The 17472-nt window shown below is 41.0% G+C and carries 15 protein-coding genes and 1 riboswitch; of the genes, 7 read left to right on the top strand and 8 right to left on the bottom strand.

Annotated features, from left to right (window positions below; translation table 11 throughout):
* Positions 1-229 precede the first annotated feature (229 nt).
* From FTT77_RS11005 to FTT77_RS10985, 5 genes are all read right to left on the bottom strand, one after another.
* A complete protein-coding gene (locus FTT77_RS11005) occupies positions 230-2149 on the bottom strand; it encodes an acyltransferase family protein (RefSeq protein ID WP_168378762.1) in 1920 nt (639 codons plus the stop codon).
* A 196-nt stretch (positions 2150-2345) separates the two neighbouring features.
* Positions 2346-2717: an MmcQ/YjbR family DNA-binding protein gene (locus FTT77_RS11000; RefSeq protein WP_168378763.1), complete on the bottom strand. Its 372-nt coding sequence runs from the start codon at positions 2715-2717 to the stop codon at positions 2346-2348.
* Between the two features lie 36 nt (positions 2718-2753).
* Positions 2754-3359, bottom strand: a complete 606-nt coding sequence (locus tag FTT77_RS10995) for a murein L,D-transpeptidase family protein (protein WP_180109262.1) — start codon at positions 3357-3359, stop codon at positions 2754-2756.
* Between the two features lie 112 nt (positions 3360-3471).
* Complete coding sequence (locus FTT77_RS10990) at positions 3472-4917, bottom strand: YdiU family protein (RefSeq protein ID WP_180109263.1); 1446 nt, start codon at positions 4915-4917, stop codon at positions 3472-3474.
* 121 nt (positions 4918-5038) lie between these two features.
* On the bottom strand, positions 5039-6199 hold the full coding sequence (locus FTT77_RS10985; RefSeq protein ID WP_180055849.1) for an acyl-CoA desaturase: 1161 nt from the start codon (positions 6197-6199) through the stop codon (positions 5039-5041).
* Positions 6200-6389: 190 nt separating this feature from the next.
* Here FTT77_RS10985 and FTT77_RS10980 point away from each other — a divergent pair, with 190 nt between their 5' ends.
* Complete coding sequence (locus tag FTT77_RS10980) at positions 6390-6923, top strand: META domain-containing protein (protein WP_180063996.1); 534 nt, start codon at positions 6390-6392, stop codon at positions 6921-6923.
* A gap of 66 nt (positions 6924-6989) precedes the next feature.
* Here the strand turns inward: FTT77_RS10980 and FTT77_RS10975 are convergent, their stop codons facing one another.
* From FTT77_RS10975 to FTT77_RS10965, 3 genes are all read right to left on the bottom strand, one after another.
* Entirely contained in the window at positions 6990-7703 is a 714-nt protein-coding gene (locus FTT77_RS10975; RefSeq protein WP_180109264.1) for a glycerophosphodiester phosphodiesterase, read from the bottom strand.
* 185 nt (positions 7704-7888) lie between these two features.
* On the bottom strand, positions 7889-8473 hold the full coding sequence (locus tag FTT77_RS10970) for a cob(I)yrinic acid a,c-diamide adenosyltransferase (RefSeq protein WP_111885379.1): 585 nt from the start codon (positions 8471-8473) through the stop codon (positions 7889-7891).
* 47 nt (positions 8474-8520) lie between these two features.
* Positions 8521-10374: a TonB-dependent siderophore receptor gene (locus tag FTT77_RS10965; RefSeq protein WP_180074272.1), complete on the bottom strand. Its 1854-nt coding sequence runs from the start codon at positions 10372-10374 to the stop codon at positions 8521-8523.
* Positions 10375-10610: 236 nt separating this feature from the next.
* Positions 10611-10767: riboswitch (cobalamin riboswitch) on the top strand.
* A 128-nt stretch (positions 10768-10895) separates the two neighbouring features.
* Here FTT77_RS10965 and FTT77_RS10960 point away from each other — a divergent pair.
* From FTT77_RS10960 to FTT77_RS10935, 6 genes are all read left to right on the top strand, one after another.
* Entirely contained in the window at positions 10896-12764 is a 1869-nt protein-coding gene (locus FTT77_RS10960) for a TonB-dependent receptor domain-containing protein (protein ID WP_180109265.1), read from the top strand.
* A 160-nt stretch (positions 12765-12924) separates the two neighbouring features.
* The gene (locus FTT77_RS10955) at positions 12925-13566 is read left to right on the top strand and encodes a phosphoribosylanthranilate isomerase (RefSeq protein WP_180109266.1); all 642 of its coding nucleotides are present in this window, start codon (positions 12925-12927) and stop codon (positions 13564-13566) included.
* A complete protein-coding gene (gene trpB, locus FTT77_RS10950; RefSeq protein ID WP_117007224.1) occupies positions 13550-14776 on the top strand; it encodes a tryptophan synthase subunit beta in 1227 nt (408 codons plus the stop codon). Before FTT77_RS10955 ends, trpB begins: the two co-directional genes overlap by 17 nt.
* 245 nt (positions 14777-15021) lie before the next feature.
* A complete protein-coding gene (locus tag FTT77_RS10945; protein WP_180089806.1) occupies positions 15022-15747 on the top strand; it encodes a CPBP family intramembrane glutamic endopeptidase in 726 nt (241 codons plus the stop codon).
* Between the two features lie 21 nt (positions 15748-15768).
* Positions 15769-16293 carry a DUF1543 domain-containing protein gene (locus FTT77_RS10940; protein ID WP_180055840.1) on the top strand — a complete coding sequence of 175 codons (525 nt, stop codon included), beginning with the start codon at positions 15769-15771 and terminating at the stop codon, positions 16291-16293.
* Between the two features lie 139 nt (positions 16294-16432).
* Positions 16433-17425, top strand: coding sequence for a DUF2804 domain-containing protein (locus tag FTT77_RS10935; protein WP_180109267.1), 993 nt, complete (start codon positions 16433-16435; stop codon positions 17423-17425).
* Positions 17426-17472 lie beyond the last annotated feature (47 nt).

Raw genomic sequence — 17472 nt, 5'->3', positions numbered from 1 at the left:
GTAAGTCTTATACCTATTTAACACTCATTGCTACTCATGAATTTCATGATGATCGATTTATTACCTAATGGATGGTAATAAAAATGAAGCATACTACATTAAGTCTATTTATTTATTTGAATTATATTAAAATATTTAATAATGGAAGCAGAAAAGATTTTAAATTTTAGTTTTAAATTCACCTAAATGACTTCAAAAAATTAAAGTCATTTAGGCGTACTTTCACTTTTTATGGATTGAGGGCTTCTTTAAACATTGGAACTAAAAGCTTATTTCCATATTCACTTAAGTGATTACCATCACGATAAATCGGGCGTCCTTTATACTCAGAAATACATTCATTTCCTTTACATAGATGTAATGCAGGGTCTAAGACTTTGGCCTGACATTGCTCTGCACTTTCTTGAATAATTTTGCGAATCTCTCCTGATCTTTTTAAATATGTGTCGTGTGAAATAAATATTTTTTCATTACGCTTGTAGAATACATTCTTAATGATTCTTTGCGGTAAATTGAAACCAACTTCTGGAATGGGTTGCACGATATAAACAGGATTGGTCTTAGAGGTCTGACACAAAACTTCAGTTAGATTCTTTTGAAATGAAATCATTCGATTCTTTTGAGTGATGTTTGGATTATCATCAAAATAAACAATAGGTTTAGAACTCTTAGCATCCATGATATCAGGGTCATTTTCTCCAATTAAATAGCTTGGGTACCTTGCAATGAAAACCATTGGAATATTTTCATATTTTTTGGATGCAATTAAGTTTAAGCGTTTCTGATTAATTTCTGGGCAAGGACTTTTATCTTTGTAAAACTGTAGATTGGGAATAAATGGGCAGGCAGAAGTTGTAAATGAAATGATACCGTCAGCTTTCAAATTAAAAGTGGTTGCCACAGAGGTGGTCATTGCATCAGCATGGCTATCTCCAATAACAATGGCTTTAATTTTAGTTGGGTTTCCTATAATACATTCATGCAACTCTTGTTGGTCACAATCATAAGGATTGGTATTATTGATTTCTTCATTTGCGATTTTAGCTACTTCTGGAAGTCGAGAATCGACACCATCATTAGATTTGATGAAATGGCCGACGCCTAAAAGGAATAAAGCGAGATAAATTGCTTTCACTTTATAAAGCTTTTTCCAAGATGAATAGCGTGGGAAATGAATCTTTTCAATAGCGTGATAACTTAAGACGCCACATAAAATTGACAGAGGGATTCCGTATATCCACCAATTTTCGAGGCCAAGATAGAAACCCAAAACAACCAAGGGCCAATGCCAGACATAAATTGAATATGACCATTTTCCAACGTGGTTAAAAATTGGATTATTAATCAATATATTTTGCTGATGATTACTCACAATAATTAAATAAGCACCAAATACAGGAATAAGGGCCATATAACCCGGCCAAAGTGTTTCACTAGATATAAAGATATACGATGCTAGAATCAGAACGAGTCCTAAGCATTGTGTCATGAGCTGTGATTTTTTGTTTTTTAGTGACCAAGGATAGAGGAATGCTAAACCACCTATGAGCATTTCCCATGCGCGACTTGTTAGTAGAAAATAGGCAGTTTTGCTGTCTTTATAGGTTGCAAAAATACAATAAATAAAGCTGACTAAAAAGAGCAAAAACACCACGCGTTTTAAATTATGAAGGTTTAAATATTTTTTTAAAAACAAAATGATAAGTGGAAAAACAATATAAAATTGCCATTCAACAGACAAAGACCATGTGTGTAATAACCATTTTGTGTGTTCAGCAGTATCAAAATAGCCACTGCCTTTTGAAAAAAGAATATTGGAAATAAAGAAAGAGCTTTTTTCGACTTGTCGTCCTAAATCCTTGTAATCAACTGGTGCTAAATAGAACCAGCCAAATATGACTAAAATGATAGACATTGTGGCTAAAACAGGAATAATTCGGTTTGCACGCGCTGTATAAAATTTAAATAGATTAAATGTGTTTTTTTCTATGCCATTAAAAATAATGGCGGTCATCAAGAAGCCTGAGATGACAAAGAAAACATCGACGCCTGCGAAGCCGCCGGTTAGCCATTGTGGATTAAAGTGAAATAGTACAACGGCCAATACGGCTATGGCCCGTAATCCATTGATATCGTGTCTGAATTGCATAAATAAAATAGCTAATCATTTAATTTTGGATGATTCTAACTTTAATTGGAGAGTGATCGATTAAAATTTCCATTTTTTTAATTTTTTGTTCAAAACAGGCAGACTGTTTTCCAATTTGATTTGAAATGATTTTAGATCAGTGAGGTGCTGTTTTTATTTTGAGTTTTGAATTAGAAAATAATAGTTAAAAATTAAGCTATAGACGTTGGAGGAGCTCAATCCTCTGCCGCTGTCCTTTGTTTAACTTCGATACCACCAATTCATAAGAGTTCAGCACCAAATCTTGCAGAAGTTCTTCTTCTAATTCTTCATCTGTAAAAACAGAAATCCAATGCTGCTTATTCATATGCCAGCCCGCACGAATAAAGGGATAAATATCTCTGAGCATTGAGCCATTGTCTGGCAGCACCTTTAAGTTGATGGCCGCTTTGCCTTCCAAATGAAAACTCAGCATAAAGACCTTCTCCATCACTTTAAACACATCACAGCCTTCACCAAAAGGCTGGCTACAGGTGGTTTCAGGCAGGGCTAAGGCCGACTTAGCAGCTACAGTGTGTAATGCAATCATAGGGGATAACCTAAAAATAAGCCTGAGTTTTAAAGCCTAGGGACGAATATGTATAACGGTATCATTATTCACCAATTGCCAAATTTCATCCATATCAATATTACGCACAGCAATGCAGCCCCAAGTCCAATCTTTTTGTGGGAAATAAGTCATCAGTTGTGGTGCAGCTTTCATTTGTAAACTGGTTGCCGAACCATGAATCATAATGTCACCACCTGCAGAAACACCTAAATCTTTAGCCTTTTGTTTATCGGTCGCATTGGGGTAAGAGATATGCAAAGACTTATAAAATGAACTTTGCGGATTGCGCCAATCAATCATATAGCTGCCTTCAGGCGTTTTGCCATCACCTTCTTGAACTTTATGTCCAAGCGGTTGAAAACCCAGACGCATCGGGTAACGCCGAATGACTTGATCCTGATGTTTTAATTCCAAATAACGCTGAGCCTTATGTACCTGAATATTGTCGATCGGTGTTTCTGTGCGAATTTTTTGAATTTGCAAATCACTTAATTCAGGTGGAAAGGCTAGTGCATTGGCAGGTGTAGGTAAATATTTTTCAAATTTTTGATAGGCAAAGCAGGCAGCGACAATACAGACGAGGATAGCGAAACTAAAGATCGTGATATTTTTTCTTGTCATTATTTTTGAGAGGATGAAGTGCTTTCGCAGTCCATCGATTTCTGAATTGTGGATAATGTTTAAATTATCCACAATTATGACCCGAGTGAAATGTGGATTTGTGGATAAATGTTTAAGACGAGCAGCTGACCATCACTTCAGGCACATCACTTGGCAAGGGGCCTAAATCTTCTGTTGTTTCCAGTTCAGGCTGTTTACTAAAGGGCTGACTGAGCAATGTAAACAAACGCTGTACTTCTGAAAAATCATTACGTTCAGCAAGTTCAATCGCCTTTTGTGCCATATGGTTGCGCAAGATATATTGCGGATTGGCCTGTGCCATTTCAGCATCTAAAGCATCGGTGTCCTGATGCGCACGGATGCTTTCATATTGTGCCAAGAAACCTTCAAAGCCGCGGCGGTCAAGGCAGTCATCTTTAATGGCTTCATATTCATGATTTTGCAGACGGATAAAGCTTTGCGTGTAATCCAGTTGTTCACTTTGCAGAATGCGTAAAAAGGCCATGGCGCAGTCGAAGCTGTCTTTATGAAAACTCGGCAGCCCCATTTTTTGGCTTAAGCCCAATTTATAATGTTCCAAGAAGGTCAGTTCAAAATGCTCTAAGCATTTGGCTAGATCTTCTTTCCATTGCTCTTTGTCATAATCTGCAGGGCAGAGCGGCACTAAGTTATTCAGCCATTGCCATAGATTCCAATGTCCGATACTTGGCTGCTGCTGATAGGTATAGCGGCCTTGGTAATCCGAATGGTTGTTAATCCAATTTGGACGGAAACGTTCCATAAAGCCATAAGGGCCGAAGTCCAAAGTTGAACCTGTAATATTCAGGTTGTCGGTATTCATCACGCCATGCGCAAAACCAATCAGCTGCCATTTGGCAATCATCACTGCGGTACGCTGAATGACTTGAGTGGCAAAAGCTAAAATCGGTTGTACGGCATCCAAGCATTCAGGGTAGTGCCACTCAATACATTTTTGCGTGAATTCAGGTAGCAAATCACCCTGATATTGATTGATCCATTCAAAATGTCCCAATCGGATATGACAGTCAGATGTACGCAGCATCATCGCGCCGAGCTCGAGCTTTTCACGCTGCACGCCTTGCTCGGAACTGGTAAAACCCACTGCATTACTCGATGCAACACCTAAGCTGTTCAGCACATGTCCTGCCAAATATTCACGAATAGTCGAGCGCAATACTGCACGACCATCGCCCATGCGTGAATAAGGCGTAGAGCCTGCGCCTTTGAGATGCAGGTCAATGGTTTGCCCATGTTTATCGATGATTTGCCCAATCAATAAGCCGCGTCCATCGCCCAATTGGCCGGCCCATTGTCCAAACTGGTGACCTGCGTAGACCATGGCCAAAGGTTCAAATTCTGCAAAGGTTCTTTGACCGCTGCAAATGTCTACCCAAGCCTGTTTATCTGTCTCAGACCATTGCAGCTCATCTGCAAGAGCCGCATTAAAATGCCCAGCTTTTGTGCCTTTTAAGGGTACAGGCTGTTGATGGTGGTACAGGCGAGGCGGCAGGGTGTTATAGCGGGCATTGAACTGCATAATGATCTTTAAAAAATTCAAGTTATGTTGGAACTATAGCAAAGACCAGATAGAAAAACTGTAGCTTAAAATCAATAAAGCCTCCACAAGGGAGGCTTTACATTTGAGAGGCTTAAAAGAATTAAGCAGTTTTCTTTTTCAAATTACGCATCAATTGATTCAATGCTTCACGGTGCTGTGACAAACGCTGTTCAACTTGTAGGAATTCAAGTTTGAGTTTGTCATCCATCTGATGAATTTTTTCAGCAACTGCAGTTTTCTTCGCTTGAATTTCCTGTTCTTTTAATTTTGCCCAGTCATTCAAAGTTTGCGAAAACGCATCATATTCTTGAGAAATACGTTGCTTAGCGGTCGCAATATCATCGGTCATGTTGAGACCATAGATCGCAAGGTCTTGTTCCGCATACTTGAACTTCATAGCCAACTCAGCTTTTTTAATATTAAAGCTAGGAATACGGCGTAAATTTTTGGCAAGGCCTAATTTAGAGCAGCTCCAAATTAACCATTTTGTTGGATCGTATTGCCACCATTTCACACCATTACGGTAGTCGTATTGGAAAATGTGGTGATAGTTATGATAACCCTCACCCCAAGTAGCAATAGCGAGCCAGAAGTTATCACGAGCGGTATTTTCGTCAGTATACGGACGTTTACCCCACATGTGGCACAGTGAGTTAATAAAGAACGTCACATGATGGCTCAAGATTAGACGCATTAAACCGCCCAATAATAGAACGCCCCACATGTCGCCAACAGCCCAACCAATTGGCACTAAAATCGCTGCATGCACAGCAATCACCAGTGGAATGTAGTATTTATCTTGGAACAAAACGACTTTATCTTTTAAAAGATCTGGCGCGTTTTTGTAGTTCGGTTCTGCTGCTGGATAATCACGAAGCATCCAACCAATATGTGCATACCAAAAACCGCGGTTGATTGAGTATGGATCTTGGTCAATATCGTCTACATGACGGTGATGTGTACGGTGACCTGAAGCCCAGAACAAAATACTGTTCTGAACAGCAAAAGTACCCATGAGCATTAAAATGATTTTTAAAGGCAAGGTTGCTTCATAAGCACGGTGTGCCCATAAGCGGTGATAACCTGCGGTAATACCTAAACTGCTGACACCCAGTAAAACAAACATACTGATCCAAGCAGCGGCACTAAAATCATGATTAATGGCATATAACGGAATTGCAATAACTGCGACAATAGGTAAAAACACCAATGCAAAAATAGCAATCCAGTTCATTGGGGCTTTGGGTAGGGGAGCATTCATCTCCAACAGCACTCCTGAAACCTTGGGAGGTATAGATAGGACTAATCCCATTAATTTTTTAAGGGATTTTAAACGTACAGAATAGTAGCACGGGAAAACCCGTTTTCACCACTGTTATTGTACAGTTGTATTGTTCTAAACAGTAACATAATACGACTGAAGTTATTTGACTTTTTGTGGGGTAAAAAAGATGCTAAAAAAACAGCAAAATCGTCAAAATAATCCGCAATTTTTTGTCAAACACTGTATCTGTGGCGGCTTTCTGATCAGTTGTCTAGGACTCATGGCCTGTCAAAGTTCTCCAACGCAGAAGGTGACTACAAAGTCACAAGGGAAGTCACATGGCAACAGTGTTGAACAGCCATTAAAAGTCATTCGCATGAATGATGGGATACAAGATATTCCATGGACGATTGTGCAAATTGCAGGGCAAAAAGCCAAGTTCTTTCATCATCAACCTTATTTGCAGTTCAGTTCACAATTTCGACAAATACAGGGAAATACGGGATGTAACAATATCAGTGGCACTTATGTGATTGATACCTTAAAACACAGCATTGATTTGAATGCGCGAGCAGGCTATTTCAGTTGTGATTCGGCTTTGGCTCAAGAGGCTGAACTTTCAGATGCATTGCAAGCCGCAACACAGTTTCAAATTCAAGCGAAACAGATGACAATGCAAAACAGTCGGGGTCAAACCGTGTTGGTTTTAGAACGAAAATAGGCCAGTTGAAAAAGCCACGTGTTGATCGAAGACTGAATTACATAAAACTAGGGGAATAAAGCAGCATTAAAAATGCTGCATCATCATTTTAGGATAGTCGGTAATTAAGCCGTTAATGCCCCAATCTTTAAGCTGTTTAGCACGATCAACGTCGTTGACAGTCCACACGCTCACATTTAATTTTGCCTGCTGTGTGGCCTGAATAATGTCTGAATTGGCGAGTTGGTTCATCCAACCAATTTGGATACAATCCAATTCGAGTGCTTGTTCAATCGCTTTAAATTTTACGTCCGTTTCAACCAGTAGCCCGCGTTTGAAACCGGATTTTTTTTGTTGCAAAGCAAGATGAATTTTAGGGTCAAAACTGGTGATCACCGCGGAATGTTCGAAACCTTGGAGCTGTTGTTCCAAGGTTTCAGTCAGCGCTTCAGCTTCAGTCTGTGTCTTCACTGCTTTCACTTCGACTTCAATATGATCGAAGTTATGAATAATTTTGAGCGTTTGTTCGAGCAGTGGCGTCGGCTCAACTTTATTCCATTCTGACCATGTCACTGCATGGTTATACGGTTCTAGTTCAGAACTTTCGCATTCATAAAGATACTTATCTTGGCCGGTGGTACGGATGAATTGATCGTCATGCATCACAATTAAGGCGCGATCTTTTAGTTGTCGCACATCAAATTCAACTGAGCGTATGCCTAAATCTTGAATATATTGGAAACCACCTAGGGTATTTTCAGGTGCTTCACCACGAGCGCCACGGTGACCGATTATGCGCATAAAGGGCCTGCAAAATTGAAAGATAAAAACATAGTGTCCTGTAAGAATGACAGGGAGATGACACTGTTATTTTGATCCGATCATCCTGAAATACAAGAATGATCGGACGAAATGTTTCGATTTATTTCAATGTAAAATAGACTTTTAATTGGTCAAAGGATTTGAGCAATTTTTGAATCCAAAACTTATTGATCAATCGTGTCGTTAATATTTTTCTGCCACAGCACCTCAGAACCACCTTCAGCGCGTTGTAATGTACGCGATGCGACAAATAACCAGTCAGAGAGTCGGTTAAGTAGCTGCAATGACGGTGCTTGAATGTTCTGGTCACGGTTATGTACAGCCATTAAACGACGTTCTGCACGGCGGCAAACTGCACGCGCTTGATGGGCAAAGCTGCACACCAATGTTCCTGATGGCAGGATAAAGTCTTTGAGCATTGGCAGTGCTTCATTCATACGGTCAATGTCATTTTCCAAAAACTCAATTGACACAGGTTGTACCAAGTTGAAGTTTGGAATGCAAACTTCACCGCCAAGGTCGAATAACCAATGCTGAATCAGGCTGAGCGATTTATCCCAAGCCGCTTTGTCTTCAATACTGCTTAGTGCGATGTGCGAACGCAGAATACCAATGCTTGAATTGAGTTCATCGACATCTCCTAAGGCTTCAATACGTAAATCATCTTTGGCTACGCGTGATCCGTCGCCAAGACCTGTCGTACCTGAATCGCCTGTGCGGGTATAAATTTTACTTAAGCGGTGGCCCATTTTAATTGTCCATTTTTTGATTAAAAGTTGAATAAATCAGTGTGAAATTAATATCTAACTGTGATGCCAAAGGAAGCCAAACGGCCGCCATTTAAATAGAATTTGCCGTCGAAATTGCCAGCAGAAGCCGTTTTATATTGAACATCGCCGACATTTTGAATATTGGCAAAGAAGCGCAGTTGCTCGTTGGGTTGGTAATAACTATTGAAATCAATCTGAGCATGTCCAGGGATCACATCCTCATCATAATTACTGCTGTCTGAATGGCTGTTCGCACTCAGTGTTGTTGACAGCCCATAATGTTCATCAGCCCAACCAGCTGACAATGCCAGTTTTTGACGTGGGCGGCGGCTCAAATCCAAACCTGTTTTATCATTTTTTGCTTGATTGTAGCTATAACTGGCCTTTGTAAAAAATGCCTCATTGCTCCAATTCACATAGACTTCTGAACCTTGAATGGTCACTGCATCAATATTGGCAAACTTCCAGTTATTGTTGGGATCAGAATCAATAAGGTTATCAATTTCAGTTCTGTAGATAGACAAACCAGTTTTTAGTTGTGGTGTCATTTGTAGGTCTAGCCCAATTTCATAGGATTGACTTTCTTCGGGTTTTAAGTCAGGGTTTGCATAGTCGCCATAATATAAGTCGTTCATGGTTGGCGCTTTAAATGCTGTACCAATATTGGCATAGCTACTAAACAACGGCGTGAAAAAATAACGCGCAGCAACTTGTCCGACCGTGTGTTGACCATATTTTTCATGGTCTTCACGACGAATACCCGCTTGAGTTTTTAATTTATCAGTTTGATATTGGTGCTGTAGATAATAACCCGTACTGTTTAAGTCTTGATGAAAAGACTCTGCAGTTTTTAGCGTTGATGTTTCTAGCTGCCGATGGGTGATGCCTGCAATGATGTTCTGAGACGGCGTCATTTGCTGTTTTGCGGTCAGTTCATATTCAGTGGATTCATAATGGGTCTGTTCAAAGATTTTGAGCTGTTCCAACTCATCTTTAAAATAAGACACGCGAGCATTCAGGGTCAGCTGATCTGTGGGGTTGAAGTGTGACTTCAGGGTTGCAATTTGATTTTTAAAATCTTGCGACTTTTGCTCATATTGCAGTGAATTCCAGCTGTATTGCTCATATTGAGCATTACCTTGGTTTTCAGAATAATCCAATGAAGTGCCAAAGCGTGTTTCTTCATAGCCAAATTTGGTAGACACGCCTTTTTGATTAAAGCTAGAAGCTCTGGCATTTTCATGTTCATGAATCAATGTGCCGTCGGTTTCTAAACGCTGTCCACGAATTTGCGCATAAAAACCTTGCTTGGCTAGGTCTACCCCGACAGTACTTTTATAGGTTTGATTTCCACCTATTTCAGCGCTGATAAAAGCTGCATTTTTTTCAGGGGTTTTGCTAATGATTTGTACCACACCACCAATGGCATTGGTGCCATAAAGGACAGATGCTGGGCCTTTTAAAACCTCAATCTGCTTAATGTCTGTGGTATCTATAAAATTATTTGGCGCTAAACCGCTGGCATCATTATTTAAACGGACACCGTCACGCAATACCAAAGTGTGGTCTGACTCTGTGCCACGTAAAAAAAATGAAGCTTGTTGTCCATAGCCACCCAGCTGCACCATATTGATAGAAGCATCACTCATTAATAAATGTGGAAATGATGCAATTGGTGATTGATCTATGAGCGACTCATCAATAATGGAAATACGTGCTGGCACATTTTCTAATTTTTCTTGTGAGCGTGTTGCAGTCACCACAATGGTATCCATTGTTGGTTGAGCAATGCGCGATTCATTTGCAAAACAAGATGTAGAAAAAGCCCAAGCGGCAGCAATGCCTGTAGCGAGTGCTGTAGGGCGAGCTAAAGTTGACATGCGATGCTCCATACATTTACCCCACGTAAATGATTGAGTGATAGAACACAGTGAGCAGGTATCGGACTGGCAAATTTACTTTTGCGCACCGTTGCGGGGGCAGTGTTGTGGAAACTTCCCATGCCAACTGTTGTGAATGGCTTAAGTATAGTGAACTCCGATTATTCGAACAATCGAAACTATGGGGTATTTGAAGATAGGTACATATACAGCTTGACTTGCTGTGGAGCAGAAATTAATCTGCCTGCGCTTCAGGTGCTTTCTTAATTGAGAAGTGAAACTGGGAAGTCAGTCCAGCAGTATAGAGCTGTTGTTATCTGACACTGCCCCCGCAACGGTGAATCGTTATTCATAACGTAAGTCCGGAGACCGGCCTGATGCAGACCTATTCATAATGCGGCGGGCGTTATAGCGGGATTGCATGCTTTTGTCTGAAAAATGGCAAGCCTTGTCTTACCCCAAAACCGCCTCGCGTTATCCAACTTTTATTTCGCACGGGCGGTGCGATCGGGGAATACAGCATGCATTCTTTCTCTAAGACTCTTATCGGGTCGCTTTTTGTTTTATCTCCACTTTCTGCGGCCATGGCAGAAGACCAAGTTCATCAACTTCCAGTCATTACCAACACCGTTGCCAATATTGTTGAGCAAGACTCACAAAAAACTTTGGCAGCAGTGACCGTGATTAGCCGTGAAGAAATTGAACGTAAGCAATTTAATTCATTACAAGACTTATTACGTACTGTGCCGGGCGTCACGTATAGCAATACTGGCGGTTTAGGTAAAGTTACCAGTGTTTCAATTCGCGGTACGGGTAATCGCCATGCATTGGTCTTGGTGGATGGTCAAAAGGTAGGTTCAGCAACGCTTGGTGAAACGGCTTTTGAACACTTCCCAATTGATCAGATTGAGCGTGTCGAAGTTCTGCGTGGTCCGCGTTCTAGCTTGTATGGTTCAGAAGCGATTGGCGGTGTAATTCAAATCTTTACCCGTAAAGGCACGCAAAACGGCATAAAACCATTTGCATCTTTTACCTATGGTTCGCATGAAACGTATCAAGGGAATGTTGGTTTAAATATTCGCCAAAATGATACTTGGGCAACACTGAATGTTGCAGGAACAAAAACTCAAGGCATTGATGCGACAAATATTGCGGAGCCTTATGACCTTGATAAAGATGGCTATGAAAACAAGTCAGCATCTTTACGTATGGGGCATAAATTCAATGATCAGTTTGATATTGATGCAAGTGTTTTAGTTGTTGATGGTGAAAATGAATATGATAATAGGGATGACTGGGGTTCTCCTTATATTGATGCAAAAAATGTGCATAGTAAAATCGAGCAAAATGTTTACAGCATTGGTGCTACCTACAAGCCATTTGATGTGTGGACTACAGGATTAAAGTTAGGTCGCTCTGAAGACAAGTTAGATAGCCGAGATGGCTATCCATCAGTGATCAACACTCAGCGGGACAGCTTATCTTGGCTGAATACATTGAACTTTAATCAGCAAAATACATTGATGCTTGGCTTTGATTATCAGAATGATGAAGTCTCAGGTACTAAAGCTTATGCTGTTAAAGAGCGTGATAACAAAGCTTATTTTGCGCAATATCTAGGTTCATTTGGTAACTTCGATGTGCAAGGTGCAGTCCGTCAGGAAGATAACGAGCAGTTTGGTAATCATACGACTGGAAGCGCAACTTTAGGATATCGCTTCAATGATGCCATACAAACTTATGTCAGCTATGGCACCGCATTCAAAGCCCCAACATTCAACGATTTGTATTGGCCAGGAAGTGAAAGCCCGACATTGGTTCCAGAGGAATCTGAAAACTATGAAGTTGGTTTCAAGGGCGTGGTCAGCAATGTTCAATGGGAGCTAAACGCTTTCCATAATGAAATTGAAAACATGATCGCATGGGCACCAAATGCATCGGGGAACTATGTTCCAAGCAATATAGATAAAGCCAAAATTAAAGGCGCTGAACTATCACTTACTCAGCAGTTGAATAATTTTCTTTGGAATATCAATTATACCTATCAAGAGCCTGAAAACGAGACAGCAGGACTTCATGGCAAGCAGTTGTTTTTAAAACCAAAGCAAATCTTTAATGCTTCAGCAGATTATACAATGGATAAGTGGACTGTCGGTGCTTCAGTTCATGCCGAAGATAAGCGTTATACCAATGCTGCAAATACTGCTGAATTGGGCTCTTTTGCCACAGTGGATACGCGAGTAACTTATCAAGCCACGCCTGAATTCAGTGTTCAAGCCAAGCTTGCCAATATGTTTGATAAAGAATATTCGACAAACTACAGCAATAGCACTTTATATAACCAAGATGGCCGTACTGCTTGGGTAACTTTACGTTATGCGATGAAATAATCGATTCAATAATTCAAAAAGCCCTGAACATTCAGGGCTTTTTATTTTTGCGCAGTAATCATGCTGAAAATCCACGCAATGCATGAAAATTGCATTACAATGATTCGCCTTTATATTCATAGATAGGCTATGAATAGGGCGGAGTCAGAGCCAAAACAACATGCGAACCCGTGCCAAAATCTGCGGAATTACACGTACTCAAGATATTCAGTCTGTCGTCCAAGCTGGTGCAGATGCGATAGGATTTGTATTCTTTGCGCCCAGCCCGCGCAGTGTAACGGCAGTGCAGGCCGCTGAGCTGATTCAGCATGTGCCGCCGTATGTGCAGACCGTGGGTTTATTCGTGAATGCATCAGCTACAGACATACAGGATATTTTAAAAATTTCACCTGTAGATATCCTGCAATTTCATGGCGATGAAAGCCCTGAACAGTGCCAAACAATTGCGCATACCGTTGGACGCCGCTGGTACAAAGCCATTCAGGTCAAGCCTGATTTAGATGTGATTAGCGAGATTCAAGCCTTTCAAGAAGCAGGGGCAAGTGCCGTACTATTAGATGCATGGCATCCAGAGCTGAAAGGCGGTACAGGGCATAGCTTTGACTGGGCACAGTTCCCAAAACTCGATATTCCTTTAATTTTGGCGGGCGGTTTAAAGCCTGACAATATTGAAGATGCGATTCAAACCACAGGCGCTTATGCCGTAGATGTGAGCGGTGGTGTAGAATCAAGTAAAGGTATTAAAGACCAACAACTCATAGAACGCTTTATGCAAGGAGTCCTTCGTGGATCAGCAAAATAAAATCGACTATACCCAATTCCCAGACGCACAAGGGCATTTTGGTATTCATGGCGGGCGTTTTGTGTCAGAAACTCTTATGGCAGCACTTGAGGACTTAGAAAAACTCTATTTCCGCATGAAAGATGATGCACAGTTTTTGGCAGAATTCGACCGTGACTTGGCGTATTACGTCGGTCGTCCAAGTCCTTTGTATTATGCTGAGCGATGGTCGAAAGAGTTGGGTGGTGCGCAAATTTACTTAAAACGTGAAGACCTGAACCATACAGGTTCACATAAAGTGAATAACACCATTGGTCAGGCTTTACTGGCTAAGCTTTCAGGTAAAAAACGTATTATTGCCGAAACAGGCGCAGGTCAGCACGGTGTAGCAACTGCAACGATTGCAGCGCGTTTAGGCCTTGAATGCGTGGTGTTCATGGGCGCAGAAGATGTTAAACGTCAAGCCATGAACGTATACCGTATGCGTTTACTTGGCGCAACGGTTGTACCTGTGGAAAGCGGTTCAAAAACATTGAAAGATGCCATGAACGAAGCGATGCGTGATTGGGTCACCAATGTTGATTCAACTTATTACGTGATTGGTACAGTTGCAGGTCCACACCCATATCCACAATTGGTTCGTGATTTCCAATCAATCATTGGTCGTGAAGCGCGTAAACAAATTCAGGAACAAGCAGGCCGTTTACCAGATGCTTTAGTTGCATGTGTGGGCGGCGGCTCAAATGCGATGGGCTTGTTCTATCCATTCTTAAATGATGAAGACGTGAAAATGTACGGTGTCGAAGCTGCAGGCTATGGCATTGAAACAGGCAAGCACTCTGCACCACTCAACGCAGGTCATGTCGGTGTACTTCACGGCAACCGTACTTACTTGATGTCGGATGATCAAGGTCAGATCATTGAAACACATTCAATTTCTGCCGGTTTGGACTACCCAGGTGTAGGCCCAGAACACAGTTTCTTGAAAGATATGCACCGTGTGAACTATGTGCCAATCAATGACACTGAAGCGCTACAAGGCTTCCGCGACTTAACACATATTGAAGGTATTATCCCTGCGTTAGAAAGTTCACATGCGATGGCTTATGTCACGAAACTTGCACCGACGATGGACAAAGACCAAATCATCATTGCGACTGTATCAGGTCGTGGCGATAAAGACTTAATGACCGTTGCCCGTATTGATGGCGTGGAAATGGTTGAGATGTAAAATCTCCCCCAACCCCTCTTTAATAAAGAGGGGAAAAGCCCTCCTTTGTTAAAGGTGAGGATTTCAGAATGTATTCTGAATCCGCAAGGGGAGGATTAAAAAAATCGCGCAGAAGTAATTCCGCGCGATTTTTTCTTGCTGAAAATTTTATTGAGGCAAATCACTATAAAATAGATGCAGAATAAAAGTGTGAAATAAATCACAATACTGTGGAAATTTTATTGCTTTAGAAAGACTTTATAACAATGACATTTACCCAATTGGTTCGTGCAGAATCCTTTCCAACCCATATTTCTTGGCAATGGCGTGATACTTTTGCGCTGTGTATTCTTCCGCTGATCTTGCTCAACAGTTATGTCTTAGACCAATTTTTTGGTGTTTCAGCTCAGGTCGCTTTGGGTGATTCGATCTTTCGCGGTATTTTATTTATTGCCGTGTGTTGGCTCTATAAAACGATGCTATATACGCACTGGCAAAAGTATAAGCAGGCCTTTTGGCGCTCAAGTCTGTTGGTGGTTGTTGGTGCAGTCGCTTTACAAGTAGTGATTTCTTTTACACGCAGTCTGTTGCCCGTTGGTGAGAACATTGAAAAAGAATCGACCATTGATCCCAATACGATTGCGTTTTTTAGCTTGCTGATCATCAGCCTTGGGCCATTATTTACCGCATTGCTCGAAGATATTATTTTCCGCTATACCTTGCTACAAAAGCTATTTATACAGCCTTGGCTGTGGCGATTGATATTGGTATTACTGAACTCAATTTTATTTGGCTTGATTCATTATCATAATTTTGATGGCGATTTGATTGCGACCATCAGTTTTATGGCGGCAGGCCTATTTCTCAACCTCATCTATTTGTGGACGCGTAACATTTGGCATGTCTTACTCATTCATTTCGTCAACAATGCAGTACTCTCTTTAGGCGGCGTGATTTTGTTGAAATTACTTCAGCCCTATGTGGGCAGTTGAAGTCAAAAATAGGGGGAGATTGTGTCCAGTTTATTTATGGTGATGCTCGGCGGACGCCATCCAAGAGCAAATATCGAAGTGCATGATGTCATTCTTGCAGTGGGTAACGCATTAGAAGAGGTTTATCCACAACTGAGAACGGCATGGTTTGGTGAGCAAAAAGGCTTACATATTGATGCTTGGGCACAGGTACATACAGTCAGCACTGAAAATCGGCATTATCGTATCCAATTTTGTGATGCCGCGCCCCGAGCTGAAGATGAAAAATTATGGCTGATTAATCTCGGGGGATATGATGCCCGCGAATTTGGTGAATTACATCGTTATGTTTTGGTGACAGGACAAAATGCCAGCGTTGCAAAACAACGAGGCAAGGCTTTTTTTGAGTCACATTGGCAAAAACAGCATACCGACCGAACCCTAGATGTTGATGATTGTATTGCGATTGATCATGTGTATGGGCGCTATATCGAATTGGTTGAAACGCCGCATAGCCAGCAAAATTCATGGAAAAATGATTACATCTTAATAAATGAACATTTGTGATGATTAAGAGCTGAAATGTCAGCTTTTATATTTTTTTGTGATATTCGCCTGAAATCAGATGGATTGTCTTTTCAGGCGTTAAATAATAGGCATAATAACATTCAGGATTTAGACCTTAAACCTCAATGGAATGGCGTATATGGATTTAATACGGCCGAATGGACAGCCGCATTATGGGCGTTTTAGTGAACTTCCCAATCGCATCGATTTAAGTAAGTATGAATATAAGACACCGTATGGAAAACGACTTCAAGGTTGGCGTAAGCGTTTAAAATATAAAAAATTTAAATTTTGTTGTATTCAGCATGAACATTATACGATTGGTCTAGCGATCGCCGATATCGCGTGGGCGGGGCACGGTTTTGTCTATGTGTATGATCATATTACGAATGAAGTGTTGGAATGGAATTCGATTAATTTCCTGTCACGTAATACCGTTTTAGATGAACAACCTTTATTTAATCAAAGTCATTTTATTAAGTCAGGGATTCAACTGGACATTCAGCATGCCAATGGTGTGCGATACATTCAAATGTCAAAACATGGCGAACTCAAACTGAGCGCTCGAGTGTTTTGTGCGGGGACTGATCCGCTGAGTATGTGTAGCCCTACAGGAATTAATGGTTGGACCTATACTCAAAAATTGACGACGTTAGGCTGTGAAGGTTTTTTTATCAATAAGCAAGGCAAGACCATTCAATTCCATGACCGGACATTGGTGTCTTTAGATGATACCTGTGGTTTTCTTCGTCCTGAAACCGCATGGTTTTGGTTATCGTGTAACTTTTGGGACAGTCAAAATCGACGCGTTGGGATCAATCTTGCCTCTGGGGTAAATGAAAGCTTTGGTAATGAAAATTGTCTGTGGGTCAATGGACATCTGTATGCCATGTCTGATGTGCTGTTTCAGCAACAAGGCGATAATCAATGGAATATTAGCTCATTAGACAACAGCTTAAATTTGATCGTCAGCACAGGTTGGCGGCGCTATGAAAACCTGAATTTAAGATTGGTCGGTAGTCAGTTCAGTCAATGGCAGGCAAAAATTAGCGGTACAATTCAACGTGATGGCGAAGAAATAGTATTCTTAAATGAATATGGTTTACTTGAGCAGCACTATGCAAAATGGTAAGTCTAAGCCTATAAAAAAGCCGCAATCGATGCGGCTTTTTTTATTCA

It is taken from the genome of Acinetobacter sp. YH01010, assembly GCF_013420775.1.
GTDB classification, from domain to species: Bacteria; Pseudomonadota; Gammaproteobacteria; order Pseudomonadales; family Moraxellaceae; genus Acinetobacter; species Acinetobacter amyesii.
Note: the sequence above shows the minus strand (reverse complement) of the source record. Positions and strands in the feature narration are given on the sequence as shown.